Origin of the sequence: Nocardiopsis sp. NPDC058631, assembly GCF_042716955.1 — a bacterium.
In the GTDB taxonomy this organism is placed as follows: Bacteria; Actinomycetota; Actinomycetes; order Streptosporangiales; family Streptosporangiaceae; genus Nocardiopsis.
Window position 1 is genome coordinate 126,706 of the sequence record NZ_JBHXQY010000004.1, and the last position, 16,726, is coordinate 143,431.

Genomic DNA, 16,726 nt, shown 5'->3' on the forward strand with positions numbered 1-16,726 from the left:
GGGTGAACCGTGGTGTCGTTGATGGCGAGGAACGAACGAATACGAGGAGAAACCATGCGCGCCGTCGTCATGCACGCGCCCGGAGACGTCCGGGTCGAGAACATCGAGAAGCCCGCCATCGTCGAGCCGACCGACGCGATCATCCGCGTCACCGCGGCCTGCATCTGCGGCTCCGATCTGTGGCCCTACCGCGGCGCGGAGGACGTGGACGGCCCCACCCCGATGGGCCACGAGTACGTCGGCGTCGTCGAACAGACCGGCGACGACGTGCACGACATCGCCGTCGGCGACTTCGTCGTCGGGTCGTTCGTCGCCTCCGACAACAGCTGCGAGATCTGCCGGGCCGGGTTCCAGTCCCGCTGCATCCACCAGGTCATGATGGGCTCGGTCGGCACGCAGTCCGACTTCGCCCGCATCCCGCTCGCCGACGGCACCCTCGTGAAGGTGCACGGCGAGCCCACCCCGGCGCAGCTGCGCAGCCTGCTCGCCGCCTCCGACGTGCTCGGCACCGGCTGGTTCGCCGCCGTCGCAGCCGAGGCCGGTCCGGGCAGGACCGTGGCCGTCGTCGGCGACGGAGCTGTCGGACTACTCGCGATCCTCGCGGCCAAGCGCCTCGGCGCGGACCGCATCATCGCGATGTCGCGCCACGCGGACCGACAGGCGCTGGCCAAGAGGTTCGGCGCGACCGACGTCGTCGAGGAGCGCGGCGACGCGGGCGTTGCACGGATCAAGGAGCTGACAGGCGGCTACGGGGCCCATTCCACCGTGGAGGCCGTCGGCACGCAGGAGTCGATGATGCAGGCGATCCACGCGACCCGGCCCGGCGGGCACGTCGGCTACGTCGGCGTCTCGCACGGCGTCGAGCTGGACGGTCTCGATCTGTTCTTCTCCACGGTGAGCCTGCTCGGCGGCCCCGCGCCCGTGCGCCGGTTCCTGCCCGAGCTGATCGATCTCATCATGACCGACCAGATCGACCCGGGTGCCGTCTTCGACCTCGAACTCCCGATCGAGGAGGCCGCCGAGGGCTACAGGGCGATGGACGAGCGCCGCGCGATCAAGGTACTCCTGACCCTCTGACCGAGGGGCGACCGGCTGCGCGGCCCCGCAGCGCCTCGACACCGCCTCCACGGCCCTCGCCTGATCATCCCGGCCCGACCTGGCCGCATCATGCGGTCAGCGCGCCGACATCCCGGTCACCGCAACAGCGGCCAACACACATCGCAACCCCACTTCGAGGTCCACCCATGCAGGTTGAAGCCCTTCCGGCTTCCCGTTCCGACGATTCCACCAACCGGACGGCACCCACAGAACGCAAGCGCCTTCCCCTTGTCGCCTACATCCTCGCCGTGGGCACGTTCCTGATGCTCACCACCGAGTTCGTCGTCGCCGGGATCCTCCCCGACATCGCCGCAGGTCTGGGAGTCTCCCTCGCGCAGGTCGGATCGTTCATCACCGTCTTCGCCGTAGGCATGATCGTCGGCGCACCGCTCATGACGATGCTTACGGTCCGGCTCTCCCAGCGCCTGACGCTGATCCTGGCGCTCGGGGTCTTCGTCGCCGGGCACGTCTGGGTGGCACTGGCCTCCGACGTCGATCAGATCGTGATCGCCCGGTTCCTCACGGGCCTGGCCACCGGCGCGTTCTGGGCCGTGTCCGCCGTGGTCGCGAGCCGCGCCGCCGGCCCCACGATGGGCTCTCGTGCGGTCGGCATCGTGGCCGCCGGAGGCTCCCTGGCGACCGTCCTCGGCGTGCCGATCGGGGCGTACATCGCCCAGCTGACCGGTTGGCGCGGGACCTTCTGGGCCCTGGCGATCGCCGCGGCGGTCGCCACCGTCCTCGTCTTCCGGCTGGTGCCCCGCGACGAGCCCGCCAACGGGAAGAGGTCCTCCCTCCTCACGGACCTGGCCGGGCTCCTCTCCGTCCGGCTGTGGCTCGTCCTGCTCGCCTGCGCCACCACCAGCGGCGGCGTCCTCGCGGTCTACTCCTTCATCGCGCCCGTCCTCATCGACCAGTCCGGCGTGCCCGCCTCGGTCGTGCCCCTGGTGCTCACCGTCTTCGGCATCGGCTCGTTCGTCGGCACCCTCGTCGCCGGACGCTTGGGCGACAAGCACCCGCACGCGGTGACGATCGTCACCCCGGCGGTATCGACCGTCCTGATGGCCTCGGTCTTCCTGTTCTCCGGCTCGTCCTGGGCGATGGTCACCTTGATCGCGCTGCTCGGGCTGTTCGGGCTCAGCGCGAACGGCGTGCTCATCCACCTCGCCGTGCGCTTCTCCGGGAGAGCGGCGTCGCTGGGATCCGCGCTGAGCGTCGCCGCGTTCAACCTCGGTACCGCCGTCGTCACCCCTGTCGCAGCGGCCGCTCTGGCCTCGCCGCTCGGGCTCGACGGGCCGGCCGCGGTCGGCACGGCCATCATCGCGCTCACCCTGATCCCGACCACCGTGTTGGGCCTCATCACCCTGCGCCGTGCGCGGACGAGGTCCGACCGCGGCTCGGCCGACGAATCGGGCCGACGGGTACCTCTCGACAGTGCCGAGTGACGCGCCAGCGCATCGCATGAGGGCCCCGCGGCAGCAGCTGATCGGCCGCCATCCAAGCCGCTGGCGGCGACCAGCGGCAAGGAATGGGATCGCCTGATCGCGGCCGACCTGCGCGGGGTGTTCGTGTCCATGAAGCACGAGATCCTCGCCATGGAGGAGCGCGGCGGCTCGGCGTCCTCGAACGCGAAGGGCCGCCCTTCGGTCAGGGGGCGCCGTACCTCACGCCCGGCGTCCAGGTCCGCTGACAGGCATCCTGGGCAACTGACGACTCCAATGAGCGACGACACCTTCACCTCGCTCAGTTCGGCACTGTTGTGGTAAAAAGTTAGGTGTGCCGAACTCTAGAGGTTGGTCGCCTTCAACATCCTGGTCGATGGTGCTCCCCGCCACCGCCCTGGCCCTCATCCTGCCCCTCACCGCCTGCTCCGCCACGGCCGGACAGACCCGGGACGACACACGGCCCCTGGTCCTGACCACGTTCACCGTCATGGCCGACATGGTCGAGAACGTCGCGGGCGACCGGGTCGAGGTCGCCTCCCTCACCCGGCCCGGCGCCGAGATCCACGGCTACGAACCCACCCCCGACGACCTCGTCCGCGGCCAGGACGCCGACCTGGTCATGGAGAACGGACTCGGCCTGGAAGCCTGGTTCGAGCAGTTCACCGAACGGGTGGACGCCCCCACCGCCCTGCTCAGCGACGGCATCGAGACCATCCCCATCTCCTCGGGGGAGTACGAGGGCGAACCCAACCCCCACGCCTGGATGTCACCCGACAACGCACTGGTCTACGTCGACAACATCCGAGACGCCCTCACCGAACTCGACCCCGCCGGCCAGGACGCCTACGCCGAGGCCGCCGACACCTACAAGGCGCAGATCGGCGAGGTCGGCGACTACCTGGACACCGAGCTCGCCGAGGTCCCCGAGGACTCCCGGGCCCTGGTCACCTGCGAGGGCGCCTTCTCCTACCTGGCCCGCGACGCCGGACTGACCGAGCGCTACCTGTGGCCGGTCAACGCCGAGACCGAGGGCACCCCCCAGCAGATCGCCGCCGTCACCGGGTTCGTCCGCGACAACGGCGTACCCACCGTCTTCTGCGAGAGCACCGTCAACGACGGCACCCAGCAGTCCGTGGCGCGCGAGACCGGAGCCGCGATGGGCGGCACCCTCTACGTCGACTCCCTCTCCGAGGCCGACGGCCCCGTCCCCACCTACCTCGACCTGCTCCGGCACGACGCCGAGACGATCGTCGCCGGACTGACGGGATCAGCGCCGTGACCGCCGCCATCGAGGTCACCGGCGCCACCGTGCGCTACGGCGACGTCCTGGCCCTGGACGAGGTCTCCCTGCACGTGGCCCCGGGCCGCGTCTGCGGGCTGCTCGGCACCAACGGCTCGGGAAAGTCCACCCTGTTCAAGACCATCCTGGGGCTGGTCCCCACCGACCACGGCCGCGTGCGCCTCCTGGGCAGGACCAGCGCCGACGCCCGCCGCGCCGGGCTCATCGGCTACGTACCCCAGTCCGAACAGGTCGACTGGGCCTTCCCGGTGCGCGTGCAAGACGTGGTGATGATGGGCCGCTACGGACACATGGGGCGCCGCCGCCGACCCCGGCCCGCCGACCGGGAGGCCGTGGCACACGCCCTGGAACGCACCCACCTGGCCGACCTGGCCGACCGCCAGATCGGCGCCCTCTCCGGCGGCCAGCGCAAACGCGCCTTCGTCGCCCGCGCCATCGCCCAGGGCCCCTCCGTGCTGCTCCTGGACGAGCCCTTCGCCGGGGTCGACAAGCGCTCGGAGGCCACCATCGTCGAACTCCTGCGCGACCTGCGCGGGGAGGGCCACACCCTGCTCGTCTCCACCCACGACCTCGCCCAGGTGCCCGCGCTGTGCGACGAGGCCGTCCTGCTCCAGCGCCGCGTCATCGCCTGCGGCGCACCGGCCCAGGTCCTGCGCCCAGAAGTCCTGATGGAGGCCTTCGGCATCCACTCCGACGAGGAGGGACCCGCATGGACGCGCTGATCACCGGCCTCACCGAGTGGTTCACGCTCCCCCTGCAGTTCGAGTTCGTCCAGCGCGCCCTGCTGGTCAGCGTCGTCGCGGGGGTGGTCTGCGCTGTCCTGTCCTGCTGGATGACCCTCGTGGGGTGGTCGCTGATGGGCGACGCCGTCTCCCACGCGGTCCTGCCCGGGGTGGTGCTGTCCTTCATGTTCGGGCTGCCCTTCGCCGTGGGCGCGCTGGTGTTCGGCGCCGGGTCGGTCGCCCTCATCGGGGTGGTCAACCGCACCTCCCGGGTCAAGGAGGACGCCGTCATCGGCGTGGTGTTCACCGCCATGTTCGCCCTGGGCCTGGTACTCGTCTCGCGGGTCCCCAGCCAGACCGACCTGGGCCACATCCTGTTCGGCAACGTGCTCGGGGTCTCCGACACCGACATCTGGCAGGTACTGCTGCTGGCCGCCGTGGTCCTGGCCGTGGTCTGGTACAAGCACCGCGACCTCACCCTGTACGCCTTCGACCCCGTCCACGCGCACGCCCTGGGCATCAACCCGCGCCTGCTGGAGACCCTGCTGCTGGGCCTGCTCTCGGTCACCGTGGTGGTGGCCCTGCAAGCGGTCGGGATCATCCTGGTCGTGGCCATGGTCATCATCCCCGGCGCCACCGCCTACCTGCTCACCGACCGGTTCGAGCGCATGCTCCTGATCTCGGCGTCGATCGCGGTGGTGGCCGCCGTGGCCGGGGTGTTGACCAGCTTCCACCTCAACGTGTCCACCGGGGGGGCGATCGTGCTCGCCCAGGCCGCGGCGTTCGCCCTGGCCTACCTCCTCGCACCCCGCCAGGGCGTGCTCTGGCGGGGACGCGCCGCCCGTCGCTACCGCGCCCGCCGGCGCACCTCTGTCACACCCGCCCCCTAGGATCGGCGGGCGTCGGCCGGGAAGCGGCCCCGGGGCGCAGGGCGAAGGGTGAAACACGTGAGCGGCAACGGCGCGGTGGAGGACGAGGCTGCCTTCTCCGAGCTGGCCCAACGCCACCGGCACGAGCTGCGCGTGCACTGCTACCGGATGCTCGGCTCCTTCACCGAGGCCGAGGACATGGTGCAGGAGACGCTGCTCAAGGCCTGGCGCCGCCGCGACTCCTTCGAGGGGCGCTCCACGTTCCGGGCCTGGCTGTACAAGATCGCCACCAACACCTGCCTGGACGCCCTCGACCGGCGCCGTACCCGGGACAGGCCCGTGGCCGGGGGCACGGGCGGCTCGCCCTTGTGTGAGGTCCCCTGGCTCCAGCCGTACCCGGACGAACTCCTGGACCTGGCCGCACCGGTCGAAGGGGAGCCGGAGGCGGTGGCCATCTCCCGCGAGACCGTCGAACTGGCCTTCCTCGCCGCCATCCAGCACCTGCCGCCCCGCCAGCGCGCCGTCCTCATCCTGCGCGACGTCCTGGGACGCCCGGCCCAGGAGACCGCCGACGTCCTTGATGTGTCGGTCGCCGCGGTCAAGAGCGCCCTCCAGCGCGCCCGGGCGACCCTGCGCGAGGCCCTTCCTCCGAACCGGGCGGACTGGGGGCCGGTCACGGCGCCCAGCCAGCAGGAGCGCACCGTCCTGCGGCGCTACGTGGAGGCCTCCCGCAACGCCGACCCGGACGGCCTGGCGGCGCTGTTGCGCGAGGACGCGCGCCAGACGATGCCACCCGCCTCGCTGGTGTACGAGGGCCGCGAGGCCATCCTGGACCTGTGGCGCCCGGTGCTGTCCGGCGCGCAGGCCTGGGGGGAGTGGATCCCGGTCCCCGTGGACGCCAACCGCCGGCCCGCCGTCGCCAACTACGTGCGCATGCCCGGGGAGGCGGTGTACACCGCCGTCAACATCGACGTGCTGCGGATCGAGGACGGCCTGGTCGCGGAGATCACCACGTTCGGCCCCGAGACCCTGCCCGCGTTCGGCCTCCCCCTCACCCGCCGGTAGAGGTCCACGACCCCCCACCGCCGTGGCTTCGTGCCCGTCACCGGTCCGGGCGTCGGCGCCGCCTCCGGGGTCGGGGCCGCAGGACCGATTCCTTCTCCCGCGCGGTCCGGTCATACGGGTGGAAGCGACGCGGCGCCGCCGCGTCCCGGGCCCCGAAGAGGACACGACATGAGCGCGTACGGACAGAACACCACCGCACCCGACCCCGCCCTGACCGCACTGGACCGCCTCGTGGGCACCTGGAAGGTCACCGGCGGGGCCGAGGGCACCGTCACCTACCGGTGGATGGAGGGACGGCACTTCCTCCTCCAGGACGTCGCCATCGTCCAGGACGGCCAGAACGTCGTCGGCCTGGAGGTGATCGGCAGGGAGAGGCCCTTCGGCGCCGAGCGGCCCGGCAAGGACATCCGGTCGCGCTTCTACGACAGTGTGGGCAACACCTTCGACTACGTCTACGAACTGGACGGCGACACGCTCACCATCTGGGCGGGCGAAAAGGGCTCACCCGCCTACTACACGGGCACGTTCAGCGCCGACGGCACCACCGTGACCGGGCCGTGGACCTACCCCGGTGGCGGCGGCTACGACTCCACGATGGTGCGGACCGGCTGAGGAGCGGGCCGGGACCGGGCGGGCGGGGGGCGCGACACCGCAGCGCTCCCCGCCCGGGCCGTGGAGCGGGGGACACCGGAGCCGTCAGCCGGGGAGGACGCGTTCGACGAGTTCCTGCCAGCTGTCGGCGAGGGGGGCCTCGGCACACGGCTCCCCGGTCCTGGCGATCTCGTCCATCGACAGGTACAGCATGAGCGGGCCCTCCAGCGCGCTGGTGAGCTGAAGGGCGAGGCCGTCCAGATGGCGGCGGGGGACGTTCGTCAGGCTGAGCAGCATCCGGACATGGGGCCGGGTCATGCTGACCTTGCCCGCCGGGACGGACCGGTTGCGGTCCAGCGAGGCCCGGACGAGGGAGTGGTGGACGAACAGGTAGGCGATGCGGGCGCGCCCGTAGGCGATCAGGCGCTGCCTGGGGTCGGCGCCCGGCCCCAGCGGCGGCGGCCCCGAGAGCACCTGTTCCTGGAACTGTCCCTCGCTGTCGTCCAGGAGTGCGTGGAAGATGCCGGCGCGGCTGCCGAAGCGGCGGAAGACGGTGCCCTTCCCCACCCCGGCGCGTTCGGCGAGGGCGTCCATGGTGACCTTCTCCGCGCCGTGCTCGGCGAGCATCGCACGGGCCGTCTCCAGCAGGATCCGGCGATTGCGCGCCGCGTCCGCGCGCTCGGCGCGCGGTTTTCCGAAGGGCACAAGAGGGGCGTTCACAGGAAGGAACCTACACCACCGTCGCTAAACGGGGTAAAGTCCGCTTATGCTGTAGCCCCGGACCGCACCGAGCGGACCACCTGCCCTTCCACAGAAACGGACCCCATGAACCTGTTCCGACTGGACGCCAGCATCCTCCCGAGCACCTCCGTGACCTCCGAGATCGCCGACCGCGCCGAGGCCGAGTGGACCGCAGCCCACCCCGAGGGCACCGTGACCCGCCGCCACCTGGGCACCGACCCGCTGCCCTCCGACGCCTGGGCGCTGGCCACCACGGCCGCCTTCACCGCCGAGCCCGACCGCACCCCGGACCAGCGCGAAGCGCTCGACCTGGTCGCGGCGCTGGGCGCCGAGCTGGAGAGCGCCGACGCCGTGATCCTGGCCGTGCCGCTGTACAACTACGGCGTCTCCCAGCACTTCAAGACCTGGTCGGACCTGGTGATCGCGAGCGCGGGCCCCGGCACCCCGCTACTCAAGGGCACCCCCGCCCTGCTGGTCACCGCCCTCGGCGGCGGCTACGGCCCGGGCACGCCCCGGGAGGGCTGGGACCACTCCACCCCCTACCTGGAGCGCGTCGTGGGCGACATCTGGCAGGCCGACCTGACCGTGGTCAGGTGCGAGCTCACCCTCGCCGCCACGACACCGGGGATGGAGGGCCTGAGGGAGACGGCCGCGCAGCAGCGCGCCCAGGCCCTGGACGCCGCCCGCGACGCAGGGCGCGTGCTCGCCCGGGCCTGAGACCGGCAGGGCTCCGCACGCCCCACCCGACCCCGCTCCCGGCGAGGATCGGCCCCGCGCCGGTGCCCGGCGGCGGGCCGTGAACCTACCCGCTCCGGCAGCGGCTACGACTCCACGATGGTGCGGACCGGCTGAGGAGCGGAACGGGCCATGACCTGGCGCTCGTAGTGGCGGGCGGCCCTGGCCCGGTTGCCGCAGGCGGTCCCGCACCACTGCTGGCGGCCGTGGGCCTGCACGAAGTAGCGCACGCAGCGCGGCGCCGTGCAGGCCCGCAGGCGTTCCCGGTCGGGACCGTCCAGGAAGGCGATGGCGGCACGGGCCAGCGCCGCCACCACCCGCGTGTCGCAGGCTCCCCCGCCGGAGCGGAGCTCGACCACGGGCACGTCCCCCTCGTCCCAGCGCAGGCGCGGCACGACGGGCTCGCGCGAGGCCGAGGCGTTGAGCCGCTCCAGGGCCTGTTCGGCGGGCAGGAGCCGGTGGGCGTCGGCGGGGCTGGGCGGGCCGGGCAGCACCGCGCGGGCGAACAGCGCCCTGACCGCGCCGCGCAGCGCCAGTACCTGCTCCCGCAGGTCCTCACCGATCCCTGCGTCGAACCCGTGCGTTGCGGGCAGGAGGTCGGCGACCGACGCCAGCCACCGGGCGGTGTCGGACACGGTGTCCAGATCGTCTGCGACGCTGCCCGAACCGTCGTGGCGGATCGTACTGGCCAGTTCGAGCGCCAGGTGGCGTTGCATGCTTTCCCCGTCCTCATTCCGTTTGCCCGTCGACTTGCCCACGGGCTAACGTTCTAACGCTAAATGCTAACTTATCCGTTAGAAGTGCGGGACGGGAACGTGCCCGCGAGAGGACGACCATGACGGTTCTGCTCGCCCACATCAGCGACCTGCACCTGGACGGGACCGACCGCGCCACCGAGCGCGCCACCCGGACGGTGGACTACCTCCGAGGGCTCCCCCAGGCACCCGACGCCCTCCTGGTCAGCGGGGACATCGCCGACCACGGCGCACGTGAGGAGTACGCGGAGGCGGCCGGGCTGCTGGACCTGCCCTTCCCCGTGCTGAACTGCCCCGGAAACCACGACGACCGCGCGGCCTACCGCGAGGTGCTGCTGGGGGAGACGGGGACGGCCGAACCCGTCAACCAGGTCCACCACGTGGCCGGTGCGGCCGTGCTGGCCTGCGACTCCACGGTCCCCGGGCAGGAGGGCGGCCACCTGGACGCGGCCACCCTGGTCTGGATCAACGACACGTTGAACGACCTGCCCGGCGACACCCCCGCGCTCCTGGCCCTGCACCACCCGCCGGTGCGCGTCCACCACCCGCTGCCCGACTCCATGCGGCTCGACAACGCCGACGACCTCGCCGGACTCCTCGCGGCCCACCCCCGGGTGGCCGGGATCCTGGTCGGGCACGCGCACACCGGCGGGGCCACGACCTTCGCCGGTCGGCCGCTGCTGCTGGCACCGGGCGTGACGTGGACGCTGCGCATGCCGTGGGAGGGCGAGCCCGCCGCCAACCGCGACCAGCCTCCCGGCGTGGCCTTCCACGTCCTGGACGAGGACCACCGGCTGACCACCCACTTCCGGGCGGTGATGTGAACGCACCGGTCCAGGACACCGCGGACGCACTCCCCGGGCTCCTCGCGGTCCCGGCGCGGGCGGGGAGCGGCCCCGCGGTTGAGGGTTCGGCACCGCCGACAAGCGCAAACGCCGCCCGGGTTTCCACCGGGGGTTCAAAGATACGTTTGAAGGGACCCCGACCCCCCGGACAGAAGGGTGACGCCATGGCGGACGCCCCCGCGACGATCGAACTCAGCCGCCCCGAACTCCGCGCGGTCACCGGCTACGCGGTGGCGTGCGCGCGGCCCGCCCTGGCGATCTTCGAACGTGAACACCCCGACGACCGGCGCCCACGCGACGCGCTCGACGCCGCGCAGGCGTTCGCGGACGGAGCCGAGCGCACCAGGGCGCTGCGTGACAACGCCTGGTCGGCGCACCGGGCGGCCCAGGAGACCCGCGACGCGGGGCAGGGCGCGGCGAGCGACGCCGCACGCGCGGCAGCCCACGCGTGCGGTGCGGCGTTCCTCCACCCCCTGGCGAAGGCCACCCAGGTCAAGCACATCCTCGGCTCGGCCGCTCATGCCGCACGGGCGTTCGAACTCTCCGCCGGGGACGACCCCGCCGTCGGGGCCGAGCGCATCGCGCGGTCGCGGGATCTCGCGCGTGCCGTCGTGACGGAGGTCCTGGGGCGCTACCCGGCCGCCCCGCCCGGCGGCGGTCGCGTCGGAGAGCTGATCCGCCAGTTGGACGCCTCGCTCCGCTGACCCCGGGAGGGGCGGAGGGCCTGGGGCCGCCCCGCACGCGGCGGCCCGAGGCCCAAACCCAGCGCAGGGCCCCGGACAGCACCGCTCAGAGGAGCATGGCGAGCTGGCGGGCCTGGGCGACGAGGGCGCCCTCGCTGTCCCAGATCTCCATGTCCTCCTCGTGCAGGCCGCCGGCGACGTGCTTGGTGAACACCCGGCAGGCCAGCCAGCCGGGGGCGGGGCGGGCGCGCACGTGCACGCTCAGTTCGACGGTGATGGTGCTGAACTCACCGATCTCCAGGACCGCCGGGACGGCGAAGTCCACCATGGCGGGCAGGGAGTGCACGTCGGCGTCGCGGCCGTCGGCGAAGCGCATCCAGAACTCGACGTGCGGGTGGCCGTCCTTCTTGCCGTCCAGCCAGCCGGGCCGCGCGGGGTAGCGGTACTCGACGCTGTGGGCGATGGTCAGCCCCTCGGGGGCGTCGAACTCCGCAGGGACCGGGCACTCCTCCGGGGTTGGGAGGCGCGGTGGGCCCTCCAGGTGCAGCACGCGCCCCTGGGCGGTCAGGTCGCCGTAGGTGGCCGTGGCGCGCAGGACCTCCTTGCCGCCCTGTTCCAGGACGACCTGGCCGGTGGCGGTGCGGCGGCCCTCCCGGATGGTCTCGGTGCGGACCGTGGCCTCACCGGGAGCGGCCGGGCGCAGGAAGAACGCGGAGACGGCGAGGGGGTCGGGCTGGCTCAGCCCGTGGCCCAGCGCGTTGAGCGCCGTGCCCAGGACGTAGCCGCCGTTGGGGTGCGAGGTGAAGGTGGTCCACCCGTCGGTGAGGGTGGCGGTGAACTCGCCGTCGCTCCGCTTCTCGACACGGGTGTCCCGGTCGAACTGGAAGCCCTCGGTGGTGTGGTCAAGGCTCATACCCCGATGTTACTGGCGAGTAAGGGTGTTCGGTGTGCCCAGGTCCGATGTGATTTGGAAAGGGCTTGACCCTCACGCGACGTGAGCCCCTAACGTCGTGCACACGTCACCACCGCAGACCGAAGCAGGAAACCCCATGGGCCACACCGTCGGCGAGGTCGCCCGGATCAGCGGGCAGACCGTCCGCACCCTGCACCACTACGACAGCATCGGGCTCCTCGTGCCCGCCGAACGCACCGCGTCGGGCTACCGCAGCTACGGCGACCAGGACCTGGAACGGCTCCGACAGATCCTCACCTACCGGGAACTGGGTTTCGGACTGGACCGGATCGCCGAACTCCTCGACGACCCCGCCACCGACACCCGCGCCCACCTGTCCCGCCAGCACGCACTGGTGACCGAACGCATCACCCGCCTGCGCACCATGGCACAGGCACTGGAACGCCTGATGGAGGCCAACGCGATGGAACTCAACCTCACCCCCGAAGAACGCCTCGAACTCTTCGGGGACTTCGACGTCGACGCCCGCGCCGAGGAGGCCCGTGAACGCTGGGGCGCCTGCGACCCCGAGGCGTTCGACCGCTCCCAGCGCAACGTCGGCGACTACACCAAAGCCGACTGGCAGCGGAACCAGGCCGAGGCCGCCCAGATCTACCAGGCCCTGGCCAGCGCCATGCAAGGCGGGGTACCCGCCGACAGCGAGACCGCCACCGACCTGGCCGAGCGGCACCGCGACCACATCACCCGCTGGTTCTACGACTGCACCACCGAGACCCACCGGGGGCTGGGGCGGCTGTACGTGGACGACGAACGCTTCACCGCCACCGTCGACGCCCACTGCCAAGGGCTCAGCGCCTACCTGCGCGACGCCTTCGCCGCCAACGCCGACCGCCGCAGGGCAGACGAGAGCTGACCACACGGAGGGGACGGCCGGGGATCGCACGGGACCGTGCGGCCCCCGCGTCCGGCCCTCCCGGAAGGCACCTCCGGACGACCCGGGCCGGCTCGTTAGACTCCGCCCCATGAAGGTCCGCCTCGGTCGCCCCGACCTCTCCCGCCACGCAGGTCTGTTCGACCTCCCCCGAGCCCGGGACGGGGCCGGCCCCTCGGTCACCTTCCTGGGGGTCGCCACCCTCCTCTTCCAGGACGCGACCTCGGCCCTCATGACCGACGGGTTCTTCTCCCGCCCCTCGCTGCCCGCCGTGGGCCTGCGCCGTATCGCCCCCGACCACGCGCGCATCGACGCCGCCCTGGCGCGGGCCGGGGTGACCTCGCTCGACGCACTCGTCCCCGTGCACACGCACTTCGACCACGCCATGGACGCGGCGGTGGTCGCCGCCCGCACCGGGGCCCGCCTGGTCGGCGGCCCCTCCACGGCCGCCATCGGACGCGGCGGCGGCCTGCCCCAGGACAGGATCGTCCTCGCCGTACCGGGCGAACCCCTGACGTTCGGCTCCTTCACCCTGACCCTGGTCGGGTCCCGCCACTGCCCGCCCGACCGCTACCCCGGCAACATCGACGCACCCCTCACCCCGCCGGTGCGTGCGTCCGCGTACCGCTGCGGCGAGACCTGGTCCCTCCTCCTGGCACACACCGGCGGCAGCACCGCGCTGATCCAGGGGAGCGCCGGGTTCGTACCGGGTGCACTCACCGGACGCTCCGCCGACGTGGCCTACCTCGGCGTGGGCCAGCTCGGCCACCGGGACGAGGGCTACATCCGGACCTACTGGAGGGAGACGGTCGAGGCGGTGGGGGCGCGTCGGGTCGTCCTCATCCACTGGGACGACTTCTTCCGACCGCTCAGCGAACCACTGCGCGCCCTGCCCCGCCTCGGGGACGACCTCGACACCACCGTGCGCGTGCTCGGCGCCCTCGCCGCCGAGCAGGGGGTCTCACTGCACTTTCCCACCGTGTGGCGGCGCAAGGACCCCTGGTCACGGCTTGTCTGAGCCCGCCGCCCGACGGGGCGGGCGCGACACCGGCCCCCCTGTGCCTTCCGGCCCCGGGTGACGGCCGCCCGGCACGGGTAGACCGATGGCGGCGCCGACCGGCGACCGCCACCCCCGTATTCACCGAGGAGAACCTACGTGCGCTGGACCGTCCACTCGGAGAAGCCCCTCTACACCGACCAGTGGATCGACGTGCGCGTCGCCGACGTCGAACTGCCCGACGGGCACCGGTTCGGCCACCGGCTGATCCGCACCCCGGGCGGGGCGGGGGCCGTGGTGAGGGACGGGCACGGCAACGTGCTGCTGCTGTGGCGGCACCGGTTCATCACCGACACCTGGACCTACGAGATCCCCATGGGCGGCGTGCACGAGGGGGAGAACCCCGAGGTGGCGGCAGCCCGCGAGGTCGAGGAGGAGACGGGCTGGCGCCCCGGCCCGCTGCGGCCGCTGGTGTACACCCAGCCCTCCCACGGGCTGATGGACAGCGAGCACCACGTGTTCCTCGCCGACGGCGCCGAACACGTGGGGGAGCCCACCGACTCCTGGGAGGCGGAGCGCATCGAGTGGGTCGCCCTGGACCGGGTCCCCGCACTCGTCCGGGAGCGCAAGCTGGTCGGCGGAACGTCCATGAACGCGCTCCTGTACCTGTACGCCACTGGCCTCGGCGGCCACCAGGTCTGAGCGGGCCCGGCACCGGGGCCACGGGCCTACTCGGGGAAGTCGAACTCTCCGGCGCGGACGCCCTGGGTGAAGGCTTCCCACTCCTGGCGGGTGTAGAGGATCGCGGCGCCGTCGGGGAAGTGGCTGTGGCGGACCGCCACCCGCCCGGAGCCGTCGTTCAACGGACCGGCCTCGACGCAGCTTCCGCCCCCGCTTTCACTGAAGCTGCTGATGTGCCAAGCGGCCTTCTCAAGTTCCCGTCGAGTGGCGGCCTGCGGATTCTCGTCGCTCACCTGAGTTCCTTGCTGAGGGTCGTGATGAACTCGGCCGATTCCTCAGCCGGGAGGGAGGCGTCCCACAGCCGATCGTACATTTGCATCATCGGTACGGAATCGGGGCTTTCGACGTAGAGAGCCCCTTGGGGTGTCTCGACATAGCCGACCTCGGGGTAAGGGTCCGCCATCCGGTAGATGTTGAACGATCCGTTCGGACTTGCGTGTGCTCCCGAACCGAAGGGCAGCACGCGGATGTCCACGTGGGCGCGCTCTGTCGCGACGACGAGTGCTTCCAGCTGCGCGTGCATGATCCGGGAAGACCCCACCCGGCGGCGAAGTGTCGACTCGTCCAGAACCACACGCACCAGAGGGGGAGTCTCCCGGTCCAAAAGGGCCTGGCGTGCCATCCGCAGTTCGATCCAACGATCCACCTGTTCATCGGTGGCATCGGGTTCCGTGGTCCGCATGACCACACGGGCGTATGCCTCGGTCTGGAAGATTCCGGAGACCAGGGTGTTGTTGAAAAGCCACTGTTCGACCGCCAGTTCCTCCAGCCACACGAAGTCGATGAACCAGTCCTCGACGTCTTTCGTGTATCCGTCCCACCAGCCGGTCTGCCACACGTCGTCGGCGATCTTCAGCAGGTTTGCGCGCAGCCTCGGATCGTTGGCGCCGTACAGGTCGAGCAGTGCCACGACCTCCGTGCGCCGGATGGGGTAGATGCCCGTCTCGAAGCGGCTCACGGTACCCATCGCACGTTGCAGGTAGTCGGCCACCTCTTCGATGGTGCGCCCCTCCGCCTCGCGCAGGTCTCGTAGGCGTTGGCCCAGCCAACGACCCCGCAGAGTCACTCGTTTGGGTTTCCTGACGGCGGCCATTCGCGCCTCCTGGGGGCCGTGGAAGCTTCTTTTAGAAAAGCTTGTGCACCTAGAACGTGTGACTTACTGTAGCAGTGTGTGATCCTGCCTGCACAGAGAAGGTGCGAAGGCGGATGGGTCTGGCAAGCGCAAGAAGGCCCGAGCGGAACAGTTGGTCGCTCCCCGCTCGGGCCAGGAACCAGAGGAAGGCACGCATGGACGCGAACAACCCCGTCGATCCCGCTCCTGTCTATCAGAACGCCGATTCCGAGAACCGCCCACGGGCGTTCTACGTGGACGTGTGGGACGAGGACACCGACAACCTCGTGCACGCGTACTACGGGGTGGTGCACCCGACGCAGGGCGGTCTGGCCCGTTCGGTCGGCAGGCATGGCGGCATCCACAGCTTCGGGGACGTCGAGCGCTTCGCCGACCGGTTCGGCGGAGTCGTCACCTGGTGCTGACCGGTCACCCCAGGGCCGCCCGAGCCTCCGCCAAGGCCTGGGCGGCCTTGCCGTGCAGGTGGGGGTCGTTGTTGGCCCCCAGGAGTTCGACCGCCCGCTCCAGGCAGGGGATCGCCTTGTCAGGGGCGTCGGCCGCAACCCAGGTCAGACCGAGTTCGTAGCGTGCGTGCCCTTCTCTGTGTTCATCCCCGGAGGAGGCGAAGTAGTCGATCGCCCTGTCCAGCAGGGCAGTCGCCTCTTCGAACCGCCGCACTTCCCGCAATGCCAACCCCAGGTTGTTCCACGCCATCGCTTCGCGGTGGGTGTCTCCGAGCTGTTGGAACAGGCCTTGTGCGCGTTGGTGGGCGTCGATGGCCTCCTCGAACCGCCGCACTTCCCGCAATGCCGTTCCCAGGTTGTTCCAGGCCGTAGCTTCGCGGTGGGTGTCTCCGAGCTGTTGGAACAGGCCTTGTGCGCGTTGGTGGGCGTCGATGGCCTCCTCGAACCTCCGCGCCCCCCGTAACGCCAACCCCAGGTTGTTCCACGCACCCGTTTCGCGGTGGGTGTTTCCGAGCTGTTGGAACAGGCCTTGTGCGCGTTGGTGGGCGTCGATGGCCTCCTCGAACCTCCGCACTTCCTGCAATGCCGTTCCCAGGTTGTTCCACGCCATCGCTTCGCGGTGGGTGTTTCCGAGCTGTTGGAACAGGCCTTGTGCGCGTTGGTGGGCGTCGATGGCCTCCTCGAACCTCCGCGCCCCCCGTAACGCCAACCCCAGGTTGTTCC

20 protein-coding genes are annotated in these 16,726 nt (G+C 71.4%); 14 read left to right on the forward strand and 6 right to left on the reverse strand.

The window, feature by feature from the left end:
• Positions 1 to 54 precede the first annotated feature (54 nt).
• From ACFWTE_RS03285 to ACFWTE_RS03315, 7 genes are all read left to right on the forward strand, one after another.
• A complete protein-coding gene (locus tag ACFWTE_RS03285) occupies positions 55 to 1,077 on the forward strand; it encodes a zinc-dependent alcohol dehydrogenase family protein (protein ID WP_378777498.1) in 1,023 nt (340 codons plus the stop codon).
• Positions 1,078 to 1,244: 167 nt separating this feature from the next.
• A complete protein-coding gene (locus ACFWTE_RS03290; RefSeq protein ID WP_378777500.1) occupies positions 1,245 to 2,540 on the forward strand; it encodes an MFS transporter in 1,296 nt (431 codons plus the stop codon).
• A 373-nt stretch (positions 2,541 to 2,913) separates the two neighbouring features.
• Positions 2,914 to 3,819, forward strand: coding sequence for a metal ABC transporter substrate-binding protein (locus ACFWTE_RS03295; RefSeq protein ID WP_378777502.1), 906 nt, complete (start codon positions 2,914 to 2,916; stop codon positions 3,817 to 3,819).
• Positions 3,816 to 4,562 carry a metal ABC transporter ATP-binding protein gene (locus ACFWTE_RS03300; protein WP_378777504.1) on the forward strand — a complete coding sequence of 249 codons (747 nt, stop codon included), beginning with the start codon at positions 3,816 to 3,818 and terminating at the stop codon, positions 4,560 to 4,562. Before ACFWTE_RS03295 ends, ACFWTE_RS03300 begins: the two co-directional genes overlap by 4 nt.
• Positions 4,550 to 5,452 (forward strand): metal ABC transporter permease, encoded by a 903-nt coding sequence (locus ACFWTE_RS03305; protein ID WP_378777506.1) that lies wholly within the window; start codon positions 4,550 to 4,552, stop codon positions 5,450 to 5,452. The genes ACFWTE_RS03300 and ACFWTE_RS03305 overlap by 13 nt, the downstream gene beginning before the upstream one ends.
• 57 nt (positions 5,453 to 5,509) lie before the next feature.
• Positions 5,510 to 6,496: an RNA polymerase subunit sigma-70 gene (locus ACFWTE_RS03310; protein WP_378777508.1), complete on the forward strand. Its 987-nt coding sequence runs from the start codon at positions 5,510 to 5,512 to the stop codon at positions 6,494 to 6,496.
• A 168-nt stretch (positions 6,497 to 6,664) separates the two neighbouring features.
• A complete protein-coding gene (locus ACFWTE_RS03315) occupies positions 6,665 to 7,108 on the forward strand; it encodes a hypothetical protein (protein WP_378777510.1) in 444 nt (147 codons plus the stop codon).
• A gap of 84 nt (positions 7,109 to 7,192) precedes the next feature.
• On the opposite strand, the gene ACFWTE_RS03320 is transcribed toward ACFWTE_RS03315, so the two are convergent.
• The gene (locus tag ACFWTE_RS03320; RefSeq protein WP_378777512.1) at positions 7,193 to 7,807 is read right to left on the reverse strand and encodes a TetR/AcrR family transcriptional regulator; all 615 of its coding nucleotides are present in this window, start codon (positions 7,805 to 7,807) and stop codon (positions 7,193 to 7,195) included.
• 105 nt (positions 7,808 to 7,912) lie between these two features.
• Between ACFWTE_RS03320 and ACFWTE_RS03325 the strand changes: the two genes are divergently transcribed.
• Positions 7,913 to 8,545, forward strand: a complete 633-nt coding sequence (locus tag ACFWTE_RS03325; RefSeq protein WP_378777514.1) for an FMN-dependent NADH-azoreductase — start codon at positions 7,913 to 7,915, stop codon at positions 8,543 to 8,545.
• 104 nt (positions 8,546 to 8,649) lie between these two features.
• Here ACFWTE_RS03325 and ACFWTE_RS03330 read toward each other — a convergent pair whose 3' ends face one another.
• A complete protein-coding gene (locus ACFWTE_RS03330) occupies positions 8,650 to 9,279 on the reverse strand; it encodes a CGNR zinc finger domain-containing protein (protein ID WP_378777515.1) in 630 nt (209 codons plus the stop codon).
• Positions 9,280 to 9,398: 119 nt separating this feature from the next.
• Here ACFWTE_RS03330 and ACFWTE_RS03335 point away from each other — a divergent pair, with 119 nt between their 5' ends.
• Together ACFWTE_RS03335 and ACFWTE_RS03340 are read left to right on the forward strand one after the other, a co-directional pair.
• Positions 9,399 to 10,142 carry a metallophosphoesterase gene (locus ACFWTE_RS03335; protein WP_378777517.1) on the forward strand — a complete coding sequence of 248 codons (744 nt, stop codon included), beginning with the start codon at positions 9,399 to 9,401 and terminating at the stop codon, positions 10,140 to 10,142.
• A gap of 185 nt (positions 10,143 to 10,327) precedes the next feature.
• Positions 10,328 to 10,867, forward strand: a complete 540-nt coding sequence (locus ACFWTE_RS03340; RefSeq protein WP_378777519.1) for a putative immunity protein — start codon at positions 10,328 to 10,330, stop codon at positions 10,865 to 10,867.
• Positions 10,868 to 10,952: 85 nt separating this feature from the next.
• Here the strand turns inward: ACFWTE_RS03340 and ACFWTE_RS03345 are convergent, their stop codons facing one another.
• Positions 10,953 to 11,759 (reverse strand): thioesterase family protein, encoded by an 807-nt coding sequence (locus ACFWTE_RS03345; RefSeq protein ID WP_378777520.1) that lies wholly within the window; start codon positions 11,757 to 11,759, stop codon positions 10,953 to 10,955.
• 136 nt (positions 11,760 to 11,895) lie between these two features.
• Here ACFWTE_RS03345 and ACFWTE_RS03350 point away from each other — a divergent pair, with 136 nt between their 5' ends.
• From ACFWTE_RS03350 to ACFWTE_RS03360, 3 genes are all read left to right on the forward strand, one after another.
• A complete protein-coding gene (locus ACFWTE_RS03350) occupies positions 11,896 to 12,672 on the forward strand; it encodes a MerR family transcriptional regulator (protein ID WP_378777522.1) in 777 nt (258 codons plus the stop codon).
• Positions 12,673 to 12,781: 109 nt separating this feature from the next.
• Positions 12,782 to 13,708, forward strand: a complete 927-nt coding sequence (locus ACFWTE_RS03355; protein WP_378777524.1) for an MBL fold metallo-hydrolase — start codon at positions 12,782 to 12,784, stop codon at positions 13,706 to 13,708.
• 138 nt (positions 13,709 to 13,846) lie between these two features.
• Complete coding sequence (locus ACFWTE_RS03360) at positions 13,847 to 14,389, forward strand: NUDIX hydrolase (RefSeq protein ID WP_378777526.1); 543 nt, start codon at positions 13,847 to 13,849, stop codon at positions 14,387 to 14,389.
• Positions 14,390 to 14,415: 26 nt separating this feature from the next.
• Here ACFWTE_RS03360 and ACFWTE_RS03365 read toward each other — a convergent pair whose 3' ends face one another.
• Together ACFWTE_RS03365 and ACFWTE_RS03370 are read right to left on the reverse strand one after the other, a co-directional pair.
• Positions 14,416 to 14,661 carry a DUF397 domain-containing protein gene (locus ACFWTE_RS03365; protein WP_378777527.1) on the reverse strand — a complete coding sequence of 82 codons (246 nt, stop codon included), beginning with the start codon at positions 14,659 to 14,661 and terminating at the stop codon, positions 14,416 to 14,418.
• Positions 14,658 to 15,521, reverse strand: coding sequence for a helix-turn-helix domain-containing protein (locus ACFWTE_RS03370; RefSeq protein ID WP_378777529.1), 864 nt, complete (start codon positions 15,519 to 15,521; stop codon positions 14,658 to 14,660). Before ACFWTE_RS03370 ends, ACFWTE_RS03365 begins: the two co-directional genes overlap by 4 nt.
• Positions 15,522 to 15,715: 194 nt before the next feature.
• On the opposite strand from ACFWTE_RS03370, the gene ACFWTE_RS03375 reads away from it, so the two are divergent.
• Positions 15,716 to 15,964, forward strand: coding sequence for a hypothetical protein (locus ACFWTE_RS03375; protein ID WP_378777531.1), 249 nt, complete (start codon positions 15,716 to 15,718; stop codon positions 15,962 to 15,964).
• Between the two features lie 4 nt (positions 15,965 to 15,968).
• On the opposite strand, the gene ACFWTE_RS03380 is transcribed toward ACFWTE_RS03375, so the two are convergent.
• Positions 15,969 to 16,726: tetratricopeptide repeat protein (locus ACFWTE_RS03380; RefSeq protein WP_378777533.1), on the reverse strand; the 758-nt coding region annotated here is incomplete at its 5' end.

Coding starts and splice junctions, on each gene's coding strand:
- ACFWTE_RS03285 (WP_378777498.1), top strand. CDS start 55: ATGCGCGCCGTCGTCATGCACGCGCCCGGAGACGTCCGGGTCGAGAAC.
- ACFWTE_RS03290 (WP_378777500.1), top strand. CDS start 1,245: ATGCAGGTTGAAGCCCTTCCGGCTTCCCGTTCCGACGATTCCACCAAC.
- ACFWTE_RS03295 (WP_378777502.1), top strand. CDS start 2,914: ATGGTGCTCCCCGCCACCGCCCTGGCCCTCATCCTGCCCCTCACCGCC.
- ACFWTE_RS03305 (WP_378777506.1), top strand. CDS start 4,550: ATGGACGCGCTGATCACCGGCCTCACCGAGTGGTTCACGCTCCCCCTG.
- ACFWTE_RS03315 (WP_378777510.1), top strand. CDS start 6,665: ATGAGCGCGTACGGACAGAACACCACCGCACCCGACCCCGCCCTGACC.
- ACFWTE_RS03325 (WP_378777514.1), top strand. CDS start 7,913: ATGAACCTGTTCCGACTGGACGCCAGCATCCTCCCGAGCACCTCCGTG.
- ACFWTE_RS03330 (WP_378777515.1), bottom strand. CDS start 9,279: ATGCAACGCCACCTGGCGCTCGAACTGGCCAGTACGATCCGCCACGAC.
- ACFWTE_RS03335 (WP_378777517.1), top strand. CDS start 9,399: ATGACGGTTCTGCTCGCCCACATCAGCGACCTGCACCTGGACGGGACC.
- ACFWTE_RS03340 (WP_378777519.1), top strand. CDS start 10,328: ATGGCGGACGCCCCCGCGACGATCGAACTCAGCCGCCCCGAACTCCGC.
- ACFWTE_RS03345 (WP_378777520.1), bottom strand. CDS start 11,759: ATGAGCCTTGACCACACCACCGAGGGCTTCCAGTTCGACCGGGACACC.
- ACFWTE_RS03350 (WP_378777522.1), top strand. CDS start 11,896: ATGGGCCACACCGTCGGCGAGGTCGCCCGGATCAGCGGGCAGACCGTC.
- ACFWTE_RS03355 (WP_378777524.1), top strand. CDS start 12,782: ATGAAGGTCCGCCTCGGTCGCCCCGACCTCTCCCGCCACGCAGGTCTG.
- ACFWTE_RS03370 (WP_378777529.1), bottom strand. CDS start 15,521: ATGGCCGCCGTCAGGAAACCCAAACGAGTGACTCTGCGGGGTCGTTGG.
- ACFWTE_RS03375 (WP_378777531.1), top strand. CDS start 15,716: ATGGACGCGAACAACCCCGTCGATCCCGCTCCTGTCTATCAGAACGCC.